The organism is Catenuloplanes nepalensis, from assembly GCF_030811575.1.
GTDB lineage: Bacteria > Actinomycetota > Actinomycetes > Mycobacteriales > Micromonosporaceae > Catenuloplanes > Catenuloplanes nepalensis.
Genome location: NZ_JAUSRA010000001.1, coordinates 179,196 through 194,251 on the forward strand (window position 1 = coordinate 179,196; position 15,056 = coordinate 194,251).

12 protein-coding genes are annotated in these 15,056 nt (G+C 74.8%); 10 read left to right on the forward strand and 2 right to left on the reverse strand.

Features of this window, described 5'->3' with window-relative positions:
• The first annotated feature begins 112 nt into the window (after positions 1-112).
• The 7 genes from J2S43_RS00785 (at position 113) to J2S43_RS00815 (ending at position 11,731) form a co-directional block, all read left to right on the forward strand.
• Complete coding sequence (locus tag J2S43_RS00785; protein ID WP_306826517.1) at positions 113-1,201, forward strand: hypothetical protein; 1,089 nt, start codon at positions 113-115, stop codon at positions 1,199-1,201.
• Complete coding sequence (locus J2S43_RS00790; protein WP_306826518.1) at positions 1,198-2,727, forward strand: hypothetical protein; 1,530 nt, start codon at positions 1,198-1,200, stop codon at positions 2,725-2,727. The genes J2S43_RS00785 and J2S43_RS00790 overlap by 4 nt, the downstream gene beginning before the upstream one ends.
• Complete coding sequence (locus tag J2S43_RS00795; protein ID WP_306826519.1) at positions 2,724-4,043, forward strand: AAA family ATPase; 1,320 nt, start codon at positions 2,724-2,726, stop codon at positions 4,041-4,043. Before J2S43_RS00790 ends, J2S43_RS00795 begins: the two co-directional genes overlap by 4 nt.
• 203 nt (positions 4,044-4,246) lie before the next feature.
• On the forward strand, positions 4,247-5,827 hold the full coding sequence (locus J2S43_RS00800; protein WP_306826521.1) for a TIGR02677 family protein: 1,581 nt from the start codon (positions 4,247-4,249) through the stop codon (positions 5,825-5,827).
• Between the two features lie 19 nt (positions 5,828-5,846).
• Entirely contained in the window at positions 5,847-7,031 is a 1,185-nt protein-coding gene (locus J2S43_RS00805; protein WP_306826522.1) for a TIGR02678 family protein, read from the forward strand.
• A complete protein-coding gene (locus J2S43_RS00810; RefSeq protein ID WP_306826524.1) occupies positions 7,028-11,134 on the forward strand; it encodes a TIGR02680 family protein in 4,107 nt (1,368 codons plus the stop codon). The genes J2S43_RS00805 and J2S43_RS00810 overlap by 4 nt, the downstream gene beginning before the upstream one ends.
• Positions 11,135-11,164: 30 nt before the next feature.
• Positions 11,165-11,731, forward strand: coding sequence for a hypothetical protein (locus J2S43_RS00815; protein WP_306826525.1), 567 nt, complete (start codon positions 11,165-11,167; stop codon positions 11,729-11,731).
• Here the strand turns inward: J2S43_RS00815 and J2S43_RS00820 are convergent.
• Both J2S43_RS00820 and J2S43_RS00825 read right to left on the reverse strand, forming a co-directional pair.
• Complete coding sequence (locus J2S43_RS00820; RefSeq protein ID WP_306826526.1) at positions 11,728-11,901, reverse strand: hypothetical protein; 174 nt, start codon at positions 11,899-11,901, stop codon at positions 11,728-11,730. The genes J2S43_RS00815 and J2S43_RS00820 overlap by 4 nt on opposite strands.
• A 193-nt stretch (positions 11,902-12,094) precedes the next feature.
• Positions 12,095-12,580: a hypothetical protein gene (locus tag J2S43_RS00825; RefSeq protein ID WP_306826527.1), complete on the reverse strand. Its 486-nt coding sequence runs from the start codon at positions 12,578-12,580 to the stop codon at positions 12,095-12,097.
• 79 nt (positions 12,581-12,659) lie between these two features.
• Here J2S43_RS00825 and J2S43_RS00830 point away from each other — a divergent pair, with 79 nt between their 5' ends.
• The 3 genes from J2S43_RS00830 to J2S43_RS00840 are packed head-to-tail and all read left to right on the forward strand — an operon-like array spanning position 12,660 to position 15,054.
• On the forward strand, positions 12,660-13,205 hold the full coding sequence (locus J2S43_RS00830; protein ID WP_306826528.1) for a MarR family winged helix-turn-helix transcriptional regulator: 546 nt from the start codon (positions 12,660-12,662) through the stop codon (positions 13,203-13,205).
• A gap of 35 nt (positions 13,206-13,240) precedes the next feature.
• Positions 13,241-14,419 carry a sensor histidine kinase gene (locus J2S43_RS00835; RefSeq protein WP_306826529.1) on the forward strand — a complete coding sequence of 393 codons (1,179 nt, stop codon included), beginning with the start codon at positions 13,241-13,243 and terminating at the stop codon, positions 14,417-14,419.
• Entirely contained in the window at positions 14,410-15,054 is a 645-nt protein-coding gene (locus J2S43_RS00840) for a response regulator (protein WP_306826530.1), read from the forward strand. Before J2S43_RS00835 ends, J2S43_RS00840 begins: the two co-directional genes overlap by 10 nt.
• The last annotated feature ends 2 nt before the right edge of the window (positions 15,055-15,056 follow it).

Here is a 15,056-nt window from a genome sequence, read left to right on the forward strand (position 1 = left end):
AAAAAGAACACTCATAGGCGGATTTTCCGGAATGGGTGCGGCGTGCCGTACATTTGTGCGACACGCCGCGCCTCTTCCTGGTTTTCCCGCCGCGAGGTTGTACCTTGCTCGGATGGCGCAGACCAGCACGCCAGACGCCCGGCTCGCCCGGCTCCGCGGCCCGGTGGCCCCCCGCCGGCACAACGCCCGCACCATCGCGGCGCTCACCGGGAATCCGGGCTGCACGCGCCGCGCGGTCCTGGACGGCGCGGGCGTCGACAAGATGAAGGTCGCGGAGCACATCGGCTTCCCCGGCCGCTTCGGTCAGTCCTCGTTCGCGATCGTGCGCGGCAACGTGTTCGAGGCGCGGCTGAAGGCGAACGAGGGCGAGCAGCTCGTCGACCTCCTCGGCGTCGATGTCCCGAAATATCTGGACTTGTCGGGTGGACCCAAGGCCTCGAACGAGGAGCGCTACGCCCGCACCCTCGAGGCCCTGCGCGACAATCCGGACACGCTGCTCGACCACCCGATGCTGCGGCTGGAGGTGGCCGGCCGGCGCGTCTACCTGGAGCCGGACCTGGTCGCGTTCCAGCTCGACGACCGCTACCACGTCGTGGAGATCAAGTCGTTCCCGGTGATCGACGAGCAGGCCGACCCGGGCAAGGTCTCCGCCGCCGCCACCCAGGCCGCGGTCTACGTGCTCGCGCTGCGCGAGGCGCTGGCCGAGGCCGGCCGCGACCCGGAGACGGTCTCGCACGACGTGCTGCTGGTCTGCCCGAAGGACTTCTCCAACGTGCCGGTCTCCAGCCGGATCGACGTCCGCCGCCAGCTCAGCGTGCTGCGCCGTCAGCTGTCCCGGATGGCCGGCATCGACGCGCTGCTGGACACGCTGCCGGACGGCATCTCGTTCGACCTGGAGGCCGGCGACGACGGCGAGCCCGCGCGCGACCCGGCGGCGCTGACCGCGGACGTCGCGGCCGTGCCAGCCCGCTACGCGCCGGACTGCCTGGCCACCTGCGAGCTGTCCTTCTTCTGCCGCAGCGAGGCGCGCACGTCCACCGCCGTGCTCGGCCGGTCGGTGCGCGAGGAACTGGGCGGCATCGAGGACGTGCAGACCGTGCTCGCGCTGGCCAGCGGCCGGATCGAGCCGGAGCCGGAGCAGGCCGAGGCCGCGGCGATGCTCCGGGCCGCCTATCGGCTGCGCGCGGAGCTCGTGCCGTGAGCACGCTCACCGCGCTGGCCAAGGCGCAGGCGGTCGCGGCGGGACGAGCACAACCGATCACCACGGTCCGGCACGTGCACCTCTCCGACCTGCCGCTGGTCTTCATCCCACTGACCATGGCCGGTGAGGCGAACGCGCCGCTGGCCGCGATGGTCGGCACCGAGGAGGACCGGCCCGAGCTGCTGATCGTGCCGCAGCCCCGGGACCGTGGCCAGCGCTTCGACTTCGCGGCCCGGCTCGCCGACATCCTGCTGCCCTATGTGGAGGGTTTCTGCGGCGCGACCGAGGCGGTGCCGACCGACCGCAAGCGTGACGTGCGCTACCGCTACCTGGAGGCGCCGCAACTGATCGTGCCCGCGCCGGCCGGCATCGGCTTCATCCGGCTGTTCGGGCGGTCCACCCGCTTCCGGCGCACCGACGGCGACTATCCGGTGCTCCCGTCCGTACCGCTGCTGGGTCGCTGGTTGACGTTCTTCGCGGACCGCGCCGAGCAGCCCGGGTCGTCGATGCTGCTGTCGCTGACCGAGATGCTCTCCGCGCACTGGGCCACCGGCCAGAGCGGGCACGAGGACGCCCACCTCGGCTCGCTGGTCAGCTGGATCGCGCCGCCGCCCGGCAGTACCGGCGCCGCGGCCGCGCGACTCGCCGAGGACCCGGAGGTGTGCCCGCCGGCCGGCCCGGCCACCGACCCGGGTTTCGACAACGACGTGCTCGGACCCGCGATGGACGTCTACCGGGCCGCGTCCGAGGCCGACGACCCGGAGGCGGAGCGTGCGGCGTACCGGCAGCTCGAAGATCTTCTCCGCGGCCAGCTGGCGCCGACCTGGGAACTGATGTGGCGCGGGCTGCGCGTCATGCGGGCGATGCCGCCCGGCGCGTCGGTGGAGAACCGCTGGGCGCAGGATCGCGACGTGTTCAGCGACTTCTCGCTCTACGTGCAGGGCGGCGGCGCACCGCAGGCCCGGCGGGACGGCGCGGTCGCGGCCGCCACCCGGCTGCACAAGCTGGAGCGGGCCGGCCAGTCCTACGCGATCGAGCGCGCTTTCGACGACCCGCTGATCATGGCGGAGCACCGGCTGGGCGGCGAGGCGTTCGTCGGCGAGGTCACGCTCTCGAAGCCGACCCGGGTCGACGACACCGGCAAGCGGCCGGTGCTGCGCCCGCGCATCCAGGTGGTCACCACCGACCCGGTGCTGTTCACCGAGGGCGCGACGCTCGTCTCCCCGTCCCGGCAGGCGCAGAAGGCGCGCGTGGTGTTCGTGACGCCGGACGACGAGGGCGGCAAGACCGAGGTGGTGCTGGAGCTGTCCGGCGGCATGGGCCGCGGGCTGTCCGCGCCGCCCGGCAGCGTGCCCGAGGTGGGGGAGCGGATCTGCTACACCAGCCTCAGCCTCGGTTACGCGCCGCCCGGCACGTTCCCGTCGCGCGAGGAGACGCCGTGGACGCACGGCGGCCCGCCGCACTACTCGATCGCGGACGACCCGCTGGACCAGGGCGACCACGCGGCCACCGAGGACTGGTCGTGACGTCGCCGGGCAGGGCCGCCAACGCGGTCGTCGACGCGGTCCTGGCCGACCTGGGCCGCGGCTCGCACCGCGGCGTGGTGGTCGACTCGCCGCCCGGCGCGGGCAAGTCCACGCTGGTGGTCAAGGCCGCGCAGGTGCTGGCCAAGGCCGGTGAGCAGCTGATCGTCATCGCCCAGACGAACGAGCAGGTCGACGACCTGATCGACCGGCTCGCCACGGCCGCGCCGGACCTGCCGATCGGGCGGCTCTCGGCCGGCGACTACCGCGCGTCCGAGCGCGTCGCCCAGCACGGGTCCGTCACGGTCGGCGCCAAGATCGGCGACGTCGGGCAGGGCTCGGTGATCATCGCCACGGCCGCGAAGTGGGCCACGGTCGGCGACGGCTCGTGGGCCTGGGCGATCGTGGACGAGGCGTACCAGATGCGCTCGGACTCGCTGCTGCGCGTGGCGTCCCGGTTCTCCCGCGCGCTGTTCGTGGGCGACCCCGGCCAGCTCGACCCGTTCTCCACCGTGGAGTCCGCGCGCTGGACCGGCCTGACCTGGGACCCGATGCTCAGCGCGGTCTCCGTGCTGCTCCGGCACAACCCCGACCTGCCGGTGCACCGGCTCCCGGTGTCGTGGCGGCTGCCGCCGTCCGCGGCCGAGGTGGTCGCGCCCGCGTTCTATCCGTTCACCGGCTTCCGCGCTGGCACGGAGCCGGGCGACCGGTCGCTGGTGCTGGACACCGGTTCCGGATCGGACCCGGTCGGCGCCGCGGTGGCGCAGGCCGCCGCGACCGGCTGGGCGCTCTACGAGTTGCCGGCCCGGCACACGCTGCGCACCGACGGCGAGGCCGCGGCCGCGTGCGCCGCGCTCGCGCTGCGGGTGCTGGAGGCCGGCGCGGTCGCGATCTCCGAGCGCTCCCGGGACGGCGCGCCGGTGGACGCGACCCGGATCGCGATCGGCACCGCGCACCGCGACCAGGCCGCGGTCATTCGCCACCTGCTGCGCGGCACGCCGGGCGAGACGATCACGGTGGACACCGCGAACCGGCTACAGGGCCGCGAGTACGACGTGACGGTGGTGCTGCACCCGCTCTCCGGCCGCCGCGACGCCACCGCGTTCCACCTGGAGTCAGGCAGGCTGTGCGTGCTCACGTCCCGCCACCGGCACGCCTGCATCGTGGTGGCCCGGGCCGGCATCCCGGACCTGCTGGACGCGCACCCGTCGACCGATCCCGTGCATCTCAACGTCCCGGTCAAGTTCCCGGACGGCTGGGAGGCCAATCACTCCATCCTGGCCCACCTCACCGCGCACCGGGTGATCGCACCGCGGTGAGGCTGTGACCGGCGTCACGGAGCGCGCGTCGTCGTGGTCGTGGATGTTTCTCCGATCCGACCGACTGGGAAAAGCCGGAAATGTCCGGGTTTCGGGGCATATGGGGAAAAGCGCAACCCCGGCCGGACCTGTAGCCTGCCATGGGGTCCGCGATGGGTCCCGGCACACGACATCCCAGGGCACCGGCGGAGGAGGGGACGCGGGTGAGCGACGCACGCCCTGCCTTTCGGCGCGTGCCGGCGGACATGTTCGCCTTCACCACCACCGAGCGCGCCGACCTGCACACCGCGGTCATGCAGGTCTTCGGCGAGGCCGCGGAGCGACTCCGGGCGGCGCTGACGTTCGACGAGGTCCTGGCGGGACTGCCCGAGATCGGGTGGCACGAGCCGGTCTCCGACGAGTCCCTGGAATACACGCTCGGCGCGCTGCACAAGCACGGCCTGGTCGACCGCACCCAGAACCACGCCGCGCACTACACCTCCGCCGCGGAATACGAGCGCCGCAACCTGCACTACTCGCTGAGCCGCAAGGGCGAGGCGGCATATCAGGGCCTGCTGCACGCGCTCGACCTGCTCGACTCCTCCGGCGCGCTGCAGACCTCCGTGCTGGACGCGATCGCGGCCCGGCTCGCCGAGCTGGACACGCTGCTCGGCGACGAGGGCGCGGACGACCGGCGGGTGCACACCGCCGTGACCGAGCTGGAGGGGCACCTCACCGCGCTGCGGTCCGGCGTGGTCCGGTTCAACGGCCGGCTGCAGCGTCTGCTCCGCGACGAGGGCGCGGACCCGGCCGTGTTCCAGGAGGTCAAGCAGGCCACGATCGCCTACCTGACCGACTTCGTGACCGGCCTGGACACCCGGCGGCTCACCATCGCCGAGGCCGTCGCCCGGGTCGAGGAGCGCGGCGTCGAGGCGCTGCATGCGCGGGCGCTGCGCGGCGCGGACCTGCCGGTGCTGCCCGGCCAGGCCGACCCGGCACCGCGCTTCCTGGAGCGGCGCGCCGCCCGGTGGGCCGGCCTGCGCGACTGGTTCCGGCCGGCCGGCGGCGGGCGCGCCCGCGTGGAGGACCTGGCCGATACCGCCCGGAGCGCGATCGTGGCGCTGATGCGCGCGCTGGAGCGGCTCAGCGAGACCCGCCGGCGCGGGTCCAGCACGGCCGCGGACTTCCGCACGCTGGCCCGCTGGTTCTCCACCGCGGAGACGGACGAGGCCGCGCACGAGCTGTGGGCGGCCGCGACCGGGCTGTGGTCCGCGCGGCACACCCACCTGGCGCCGGACGACCCGACCGCGGTCGGGCCGGGCACGTCCTGGTTCAGCGCGCCGGGCGTGCACGTCTCCCCGCTGCTGCGCACGCACGGGCAGTCCGACCGCGCTGCCCGGACCGCCCGGGTGCGGGACACCACGGAGATCCGCGAGCAGCGCCGGCAGCGCGCGCTGCGCGAACGGCTGGAGCTTGAGGAGGCCTGGTCCCGGCTGGCCACGCCGGGCCCGGTGCGGCTCTCCGCGTTCGCCCGGCTCGACCAGGGCAGCTTCTCCCGCCTGCTGGAGCTGCTGGCCCGCGCGCTGACCGTGCCGGCCCGGGACGGCGAGCGGCGCGCGTCCACCGCGGACGGTCGCCTGGACGTCGTGCTGCTGCCACCGCCCGACCATCACCTGGCCTACGTGCGCACCGCGCGCGGCGTGCTGGTCGCGCCGGACTTCATCGTCTCGATCAGTGAGTCCCGGCCCGGCCAGGCCGCCCCGGTCCCGCTGCGCACCGACTTCCGCCGCGAGGCGACCGCGTGATTCTCCCTGAGGTGGCGGCGTGACGGACCTGCGCTCCGAGCTCGACCGGCAGCGCGGCACCGAGCGGGCGCAGGCGATCCGGGCGCTGCTGGCCCGGCCGCTGCTCACCCGCGCCGCCGACCCGGACGACTTCTTCCTGGTGGCGCGGCACGCGGCCGAGCTGGTGCCGTGGTTCGAGGAGCACACCGGCTGGCGGCTGTCCGTGGAGGCCCGCCAGGGCTACGCCCGGCTCGCCAAGGTCTCCGCGCGCCCGGACGGCACCCGCCCGGCCCGCCGCCTGCGCGGCAACCGGGACCCGTTCGACCGCCGGCGGTACGCGTTGTTCTGCGTGCTCGCCGCCGAGCTGCTCACCGGCCAGGTCACCACGATCGGCATCCTGGCCGGCCGGCTCACCCAGGCCACTGCGGTCGAGCCGGTGATACCCACGTTCGACAGCGCCAGCCGCGAGGACCGGCGCGCCTACGTGGACGCGCTGATGATGCTGGAGCGGTTCGGCGCGCTCACCGCGACCGACGGCAGCACCGACGCCTACCTGGAGCACGCGGACGCGAAGGTGCTCTACCGGGTGGACGCCACCCGCCTGGCCCGGCTGCTGGCCGCGCCGCAGGCACCGTCCCGGCTGCCCGGCCCGGACGTGGCCGCGCTGGTCCGCGAGGACCGCTACGACGACGACGCGGAACGGCTGCGGCACTCGCTGGTCCGCCGCCTGCTCGACGACCCGGTGGTCTACTTCGACGAGCTGACCGAGGCCGAGCGGGCGTACGCCACCGGAGTCGCCGGCCGCCGGGTGATCCGGGCCGCGGTCGAGGAGGCCGGGCTGCAACTGGAGGAGCGCGCCGAGGGCATGCTCGCGATAGACCCGGACGCGGTCGCCACCGACGAGCGGTTCCCGGCGGAGAACAGCGTGCCCGCACAGACCGCGCTGCTGCTGCTCGACTCGATCCTGGCCGCGCACCCGGAGCCGGTGCCCCGCACCGTCCTGGCCGACCGGATAGCGGCCCGGTTCGCGGAGCTGCCCGCGTGGGCACGCACCTACCGCTCGGACGGCGGCGCGCAGCGGCTGCTCGGCGAGGCGCTGGCCGTGCTGGAGCGCTTCAAGCTGACCATTGACGGCGAGGCGATCCGGGTTCGCCCGGCCGCCGCCCGCTACGCCGCCGCTCCCGCCGCGAGCGCTAAGACCCCGAGGCCCCGGAGGGCGCGATGACCCTGCTGACCCTGCCCCAGCAGCAGCCGTCCGACGACCCGTTCGCGGTCGCGGTCGCGCGCCAGCTGGCCGGCCAGCTCCGCTCCGACCGCTGGGCGCCGACCCGGGCCGGCGTGCTCAACGTGTGGCGCTACTTCGACGAGATCTTCACGTTCCACCACGGTCGGCTGCTGCTGCGCGGGCCGAACGGCACCGGCAAGTCCAAGGCGCTGGAGCTGCTGCTGCCGTTCCTGTTCGACGCGTCGCTGCGCCCGTCCCGGCTGTCCACGTTCGGCGGTTCCGAGCGCACCATGCACTGGAACCTGATGGGCGACGGCTACCCGCACACCACCCGGGTCGGCTACGTGTGGCTGGAGTTCGGCCGCACCGGGCCGGACGGCGCGGCCGAGTGGTTCACGTGCGGCGCCCGGCTCGCGGCGTCGTCGAACACCCGTACCGTGGACGCGACGTTCTTCACGACCGGCTCCCGGGTCGGCGTGCCCGGCGGGTTCTCGCTGGTCAAGCCGGGTAACGTGCCGCTGACCAAGCCCGACCTGGCCGCGGCGCTGGAGGGCCACGGCACCGTGCACGCCGGCGCCGAGCCGTACCGGCGAGCGGTCCGCGAGGCGGTCTTCCGCGGCCTGTCCGACGCGCAGTACGAAGCGCTGATCGCCACGCTGCTGCAGCTGCGCACGCCGAAGCTCTCCGAGCACCTCAACCCGGACGCGCTCTCCGAGGTGCTCTCCCGCGCGCTGCCGCCGCTCGACCCGGCCGGGCTCGCCGAGATCGCCGAGGGCTTCGAGCGGCTCGACCGCAGCCGGGAGCGGCTCAGCGCGCTGGACGCCGAGGTCGACGCGGCCACCCGGCTGGCCGAGCGCCAGCAGCAGTACGCCCGCCGCGCGCTGCGCCGCGGTGCCGCCGACCTGATCCACGCGGACGCGGAACTGGGCGAGGTCGCGGGCGAGGCGGCCCGGCAGCGGGACGCGCACGCGGCCGCCGTCGCGGAGCAGGCCGAGGTGACCGGGCGGCGCGAGGAGCTGGAGCGCGACGTCGCGCTGACCGATGAGGCCATCGGCGGCCTGCGGGACAGCGCGGCCTACCGCGACGGCCGGCAGCTCGACGGGTTCCGCGCCGCGCTGCGCGAGGCGAAGCGTGCGGAGTCCGCGGCGGAGGCGTCCGGTGAGGCCCGGCGCACGGACGCGAGCGGGGACGCCGAGCGTGTCGAGACACGTCGCGCCGAGCTGGCGTCCGCGTCCGCCGCGGTCGAGCGGTCCTGGCACGAGACCAGCGCGCTGGCCCGGCGCGCCGGCCTGGCCGGCCTGGTCGAGCCGCTCGCGGACGAGCCGATCGACCAGGCGCGGGCGCTGCTGCGTGGCGTGCTGCTCGGCCGTGAGGGCCAGGTCGAGGAGGTCCGCGCCGCGATCGTGGCGCACACCCGGGCCGCGGCGGAACGGGAGCGGGCCGCCGCGCGCCGTGAGGCCCGCGCGGCCGACCGCGACGACGTGCAGGCCACGCTGACCACGGCCCGCGCGGCGTACGAGGAGCGCGTCGCCACCCACCGGGAGAGCATCGCCGCCTGGGCCTCCGCGTGCACCGTGCTCCCGGTCGCGCCGGTCGCCCCGGTCCTGGCCGACCTGGGCGCGGACGAGGTCGCGCTGGCCTCGCTGATCGGCGACGTGACCGCGGAGGTACGGGAGCGGATCGCGGCCGACCACACCGCCGGCATGGCCCGCGACCGCGAGCTGCTGGCCAAGCGCACGCCGCTCTCCGCGGAGTACGCCGCCCTGACCCGCCGCCCGCCCGGCGACCCGGCCGCGCCGCCGCAGCGCACCGCGGCCCGTGACGCGAACCGGCCCGGCGCGCCGCTCTGGCGCGTGGTCGCCTGGCACGACGGCGTACCGCCGGCCACCCAGGCCGCGGTCGAGGCCGCGCTGCAGGCGTCCGGCCTGCTGGACGCGTGGATCCGCCCGGACGGCTCGATCGGGCTGGCCGCGGACGGCCACGACTCGTTCGTCGCCTCGATGGGCGCGGTGCCGGCGGCCGGCGACTCGCTGCTGTCCGTGCTGGACGTGGCGCCGGTCGAGCGCGGCGACGCGGCACCGGTCGCGCCGACCGTGGTCCGGCAGATCCTGAACGCGATCGGGTACGGCGAGACCGCGCCCCGGCTCGGCGCCGGCGTCGGCGCGGACGGCACCTGGCGGCTCGGCCCGGCGTTCGGCAGCTGGACCAAGCCGGAGGCCGAGTTCCTCGGCGTGGACGCCCGCGAGCGCGCCCGCCAGCGCCGCCTGGCCGAGCTGGCCGGCGAGCTGGCCACGCTGGACGCGGCCCGGGAGAAGGTCGCGATGGCGATCGCCGGGCTGCGCACCGAGCGCGCCACGCTGGACGCGGAGGCGGCCGCCCGCCCGTCACTGGCCGACGGCGCCCGCGCGCTCGAGGCGGTGCAGCGCGCGGAGCTGCGGCTCGCCGCGCTGCAGGACCAGCTCGCCGACGCGGAGTCCGACCTGGCCGCGGCGGACGAGACGGCCCGCGCCACGCTGCGCGAACTCACGCTGACCGGCTCCCGGCAGAGCCTGCCGACCACGGCCGCCGACCTGAACCAGCTCGCGGACGCGCTGCGGGCGCTGCGCCAGGCCGGCGAGGGCTGGCTGGCCGACCGCGCCCGACGGGACAACGCGGCCGGCCGGCTGGCCGACGCGGAGGAGGCGGCGACCCGGTCCACGGCCGCCGCGGCCGAGTCCGAGGAGACGCTCACGGCCGCACGCGAGAAGGTGGACGCCGCGCGGACCCGCCTGGAGTCGGTGGAGGGCGCGGTCGGCAGCGACTTCGGTGCGGTCCTCGACCAGGTGGACGTGCTGCGCGCCCGGGCCGAGGGCCTGCGGCGGGACGAGCGCGCGCTGCGCCCCCGGCACGACGAGCTGATCAGCCGGATCAGCGACCTGAACGCGCGCGCCGACGCGGCCGAGCGCGCCCGGGACGCGGCCACCGCGGCCCGCGACGAGGCGGTCGCCCGGCTGGCCCGGCTGGCCGGCCTGCTCGGCCCGGACGCGGGCCTGGAGACGCGGCTGACCGGGCTCGGTGCGGTCACCGCCACGCTGCAGGCCGCGCGCGCGATCGCGGAGGAGTGCGGCTCGCTGCCGCACGGCCCGCGGCACCTGCGCCAGGACGAGAGCGCGCTGGCCGACGTGCTGCACACCATCCGCGAGTCGCTGACCGGCTACGCCGACCTGGCCATGGAGGCCGACGAGCAGTGCGACGTGCAGGTGGTCTCGGCCACCGTGGACGGCCTGCGGATCAGCCCAGGCCAGCTGGCGGCGCGGGTCACCGCGGAGCGCGACGAGACCCGCGGCCGCCTGGGCGAGGAGGAGCGGGCGCTGTTCGACCGCACGCTGATCGGCGACACCCGCCGGCACGTGGCCGAGCGCATCCGGCAGGCGACCGGCCTGGTCCGGCAGGTCAGCGCGCAGCTGGAGCAGGTGCGCACGGTCTCCGGCCTCGGCGTGCGCCTGGTCTGGGAGGTCAACCCGGACCTCGGCCCCGGCCTCAAGCAGGCCCGCGACCTGCTGCTGGCCGACCCGTCGACGCTCTCCGGCGACGAGCGCGCGGTGCTGCACGACTTCTTCCGTGCCCGGATCGACGAGCTGCGCACCACCGGCGCCCCGACCGGCTGGGACCAGCAGCTCAGCGAGGTGCTCGACTACCGGCGCTGGCACCGGTTCGTGGTGCAGATGCGTTCCGGCGGCGAGGAGTGGGCGCCGGTCACGCGTAAGCAGCACGGCGCGAAGTCCGGCGGCGAGAAGGCGATCGTGCTGCACCTGCCGCTCTTCGCGGCCGCGGCCGCGCACTACCGGGCCGCACCGGAGGCGCCGCGGCTGATCCTGCTGGACGAGGTGTTCGTCGGCGTCGACCAGATGAACCGGGGCCAGCTGATGGAGGTGCTGACGGGCCTGGACCTGGACCTGATGCTCACCTCAGACCAGGAGTGGTGCACGTACTCCGAGGTCGACGGCATCGCGATCCACCAGCTGATCGCGGGCGACGTGGACGGCGACGAGGCGGTCACCACCGCGCGTTTCGTCTGGACCGGCCAGGACTTCCTCCCCGCCGACGAGCCCAGACAGCCTTGACATCAAGTGTGAACGGGTACGTTGGGCCACATGGTGGTCTTGATCGACTTTGACTCCCTGCACGGCAGCGTGGCCCCGGAGATCCTCGACGCGGCCTACCCGGTCGCCGAGGACGTGGACGACCTGCGCCCGCACTCCGGCGGAGCGCTCGGCACCGTCGGCCAGGACAGCCCGGCCCCGCAGCGCGCCTGGGCTGGCTTCGTCGACGGCACGCTGACCGGCCGCTGCGAGTGCGGCACGGTCACCACCGGCCCGGAGAACTTCTGCGTCCACCTGGTCGCCGTCGTCGTCACCGCACTCAACGAGGCGTTCCCGTGGTCACCCACCGCGACCCTGCCGGACACACTGGACGACCCGGCCACCTTCGCGCCCGACACTGACTCCCCGGCCGCATCCGCCTCGCCCGCCGGCGCCGCGGCCCGGCCACCCGAATCGCCGGAGTCCACGATCCGCCGCCTCGCCGGCGTGGCCGCCACCCTCCCCCCGGCAACCCTGGCCCACCTGCTCGCCCAGCACGCCGCCACCGATCCCCGCCTGGAAGCCGCGCTCCTCACCGCCGCCGGCCTCCCCACCCCCCACCTGCTCAAAAACCCCTAGGCTCCCGGGTTCTCGTCGCTGCCTTCGTATTGCCCGCAGGCCACCCGCATCGAGCGCTCCAACCGGCTGAACGCCGCCCGGTCCCAGACGAGATCACACCGCAGTTGGAGCATGAAGCTCCCCTCGGCGGACTCGAATTCCCGCCTCAACACCACCAACGCGTCGGTCACGGCCCGCATCATGGCAGTCGACTACGACAACCCGCGCCCGCAATGGCCGGGCGGAACGCGGGGGCGGCGGTGCGGGTTTGGGTGACCGCGCCGGAACCGGCAGGGAGGAGCGCCAGCGACGACCGGTGCCCGCGGGAGCGCGCCCGGCGGCACCACGCTGGAAGCGGGAAAGAAGGCTTGTGATCGTGGTTTGTCAGGCGGCCGTGGTCGCCGGTACCGGGGCGATGCTGCGGACGATGCGGCCGCCGACCAGCACGGTGCGGACGTCGTCAGGGCCGAGGGAGGTGATGACCGCGCCGGCCAGGCGGGAGAGGTCCATGACGTGTTCGAGGCCGCCGAGCGTGACGATGTCGGCGCGTTCGCCGACGTTCAGCGAGCCGGACGTGGCCGTGCGCAGCGTCTCGGTGGCGGCCTCGGTGACCGGCAGTGAGCCGGTGGCGGGGGTGCAGGCGTCGCGTTCGACGCGCAGGGCGGCGCGGAGGCGGCGGAACGTGTCCGGGCCGGCGGTGAAGCCGGGCAGCACCACCTCGCCGCGGACGTCGATCTCGGTGGCGCCCTCGGCGGGAAGCTCGGGGCCGATGGCCTCGATCCGGTCGCCGGCGATGAGCACGTCGGTCGCGGGCAGCTCGCCGAGCTGCGGATCCATGGTGATGACGTGGCCGTTGCGGAGGACGATCATGTGCTACCCCTCCTCATGTGAATCCGGAAAGCTTTTCAAAAAGCTATCGGCAAAGCTTTCGCGATGCAAGAGGAAATGTATGCTGGACCTCGTGAACGAGGCCACCGCACGCCGGGACGCCGTCGACGCGCTCGTCGAGGCGTGGCGGGCGGACCTGCCCACGTTCGCGGGCGTCGAGCTGGAGCTGTGCAAGCGCGCCTCGCGACTCAGCATCCTGATCCACGAGGCGACCAACGCGAGCCTGGCCGTGCTCGGCCTCACCAAGGCCGAGCACGAGGTGCTCTCCGTGCTGCGGGCCGCCGGTGAGCCCCACCGGCTGCGTCCCGTCGACCTGATCGACCGGCTGCGCTTCTCCTCCGGTGGCACCAGCAACCTGCTGCGCCGCCTGGTCGAGGACGGGCTGGTGGTCAAGGAGGCCGACGATCGCGACGCGCGCTCCACCTGGGTGCGGCTCACCGCGCAGGGCATGGAGACGGCCGAGGCCGCGGTCCGCGCGCAGGCCGAGGCGCAGCACGCGGTGCTGGCCCGGGTCAGCCCGGAGGCGGCCCGCGCGGCCGCCGACGCGCTGCGCGAGGTTCTGCTCGCGCTCGGCGACCTGCCCAGCGTCGAGGGTAAGAAGCGCTGAGCACTGCGGAAAACCACACCCATTAGCCTGGACGGGTGCGGATCTGGAGCGCGGTCGTCGCGAGTGCGCGCCTGGTCTGGGGCCTGGCGGTCGGCGCGCTGACCGCGGTCGCCACGCTGGCCGGGCTGGCCGCGGGCGGCATCGTGCTGGCACCGGCGCTGGCCTGGCCGTCCGCGCGCGAGGCGTCCATGCACCGGCTCGCCAGCATCGTGCTGCGACTGGCCGAGTTCGAGCGGCACCGCCTCTACCGCCTCTTCGGCGACACCGAGGCCAAGACCTACCGGGGTTACGGCCCGGAGCGCGCGCTCGCCTACCTCGGCGTGCGCTGGCCGGTGGGCCTGCTCGGCGGGGGGATCCTGGCACTCTTCGTCTGGGGTGCGGCCACGGTCACGGTCTTCGTCTGGTACTGGCTGACCGGCCGCTACCCGGACAACATCCCGCCCAGCCCGTGGATCATCACCTATCTGAGCGTGGCGTGCGGGTTCGCGCTGTTCCTCGGCGTGCAGGGGCTGATCGGCGTGGTCCGGCTGGAGCGCAACGTCGCCCGCCGCTTCCTCGGCCCGACCCCGGCCGACCTGCTCCGCATGCGGATCGAGCAGCTCTCCGCGACCCGGGCGGACGTGGTCGCCGCGGTCGACGCGGAGCGCCGCCGGATCGAGCGGGACCTGCACGACGGCGTACAGCAGCGCCTGGTCGCGCTCGGCATGCTGCTCGGCCGGGCCCGGCGCAGCGGCGCGGCCGGCGACGAGGTCAAGTCCGCGGACCTGCTGGCCCAGGCGCACGCGGAGTCCCGGGAGATCCTGGACGAGCTGCGCGAGGTCGCCTGGCGCGTCTATCCGGCCGCGCTGGACACGCTGGGCCTGCGGGACGCGCTGGCCGGCGTGGCCGAGCGCGCGCCGATTCCGGTGACGGTGCGCTACGACGTGCCGGAGACGCCGCCCGCGCCGGTGGTGACCGCGGCCTACTTCGTGGTGTCTGAGGCGGTGACGAACGCGGTCAAGCACGCGTCCGCGTCCCGCATCGAGATCGTGGTGACGAGGGAGCGGAGGACCATGACGGTTCGGGTGTCGGACGACGGCGGTGGCGGTGCGGATCCCGGTGGCGCCGGGCTGACCGGCCTGGCCCGGCGGGTGGCCGCGCTGGACGGCCGGTTCGCCGTGATCAGCCCGGTCGGCGGCCCGACCGAGGTACGGGTGATGCTCCCGTGCGCGTGATCATCGCGGAGGACTCCGCACTGCTCCGGGACGGCCTGCGGCGGCTGCTGGTGGACGAGGGCTACACCGTGGTGGACGCGGTCGGTGACGGCGCCGCGCTGGTCGAGTCGGTCTCCCGGCACGTGCCGGACCTGGTGGTGGCGGACGTCCGGATGCCGCCGACGCACTCGGACGAGGGCCTGCGCGCGGCCGTGGAGATCCGCCGGCGCTGGCCGTCGATCGGCGTGCTGATGCTGTCGCAATATGTCGAGCAGCGCTACGCGGTCGACCTGCTCACCGGCCACGGGACCCGGGTCGGCTACCTGCTCAAGGACCGGGTCGCGGACGTGGGGGAGTTCCTGGAGGCGCTGGCCCGGGTGGGTGCGGGCGGCACCGCGTTCGACCCCGAGGTGGTCCGGCAGCTGCTGCGCCGGACCACGCACACGGACCCGCTGACCCGGCTGACCGGGCGGGAGAGGGACGTGCTGGACGCGATGGCGCAGGGGCACAACAACGCGTCCATCGCGGCGCGCCTGCACGTGTCGCAGAGCGCGGTCGAGAAGCACGTCCGGTCGATCTTCGACAAGCTCGGCCTGGCGGACGCGGAGGGTTACAGCCGCCGCGTCCTGGCCGTGCTCAGATACCTGGGGGAATGAGA

Excerpts from the sequence above, each read along its gene's own strand:
- J2S43_RS00785 (WP_306826517.1), top strand. The coding sequence starts at position 113 with ATGGCGCAGACCAGCACGCCAGACGCCCGGCTCGCCCGGCTCCGCGGC.
- J2S43_RS00825 (WP_306826527.1), bottom strand. The coding sequence starts at position 12,580 with ATGATCGTCCTCCGCAACGGCCACGTCATCACCATGGATCCGCAGCTC.
- J2S43_RS00810 (WP_306826524.1), top strand. The coding sequence starts at position 7,028 with ATGACCCTGCTGACCCTGCCCCAGCAGCAGCCGTCCGACGACCCGTTC.
- J2S43_RS00830 (WP_306826528.1), top strand. The coding sequence starts at position 12,660 with ATGCTGGACCTCGTGAACGAGGCCACCGCACGCCGGGACGCCGTCGAC.
- J2S43_RS00815 (WP_306826525.1), top strand. The coding sequence starts at position 11,165 with ATGGTGGTCTTGATCGACTTTGACTCCCTGCACGGCAGCGTGGCCCCG.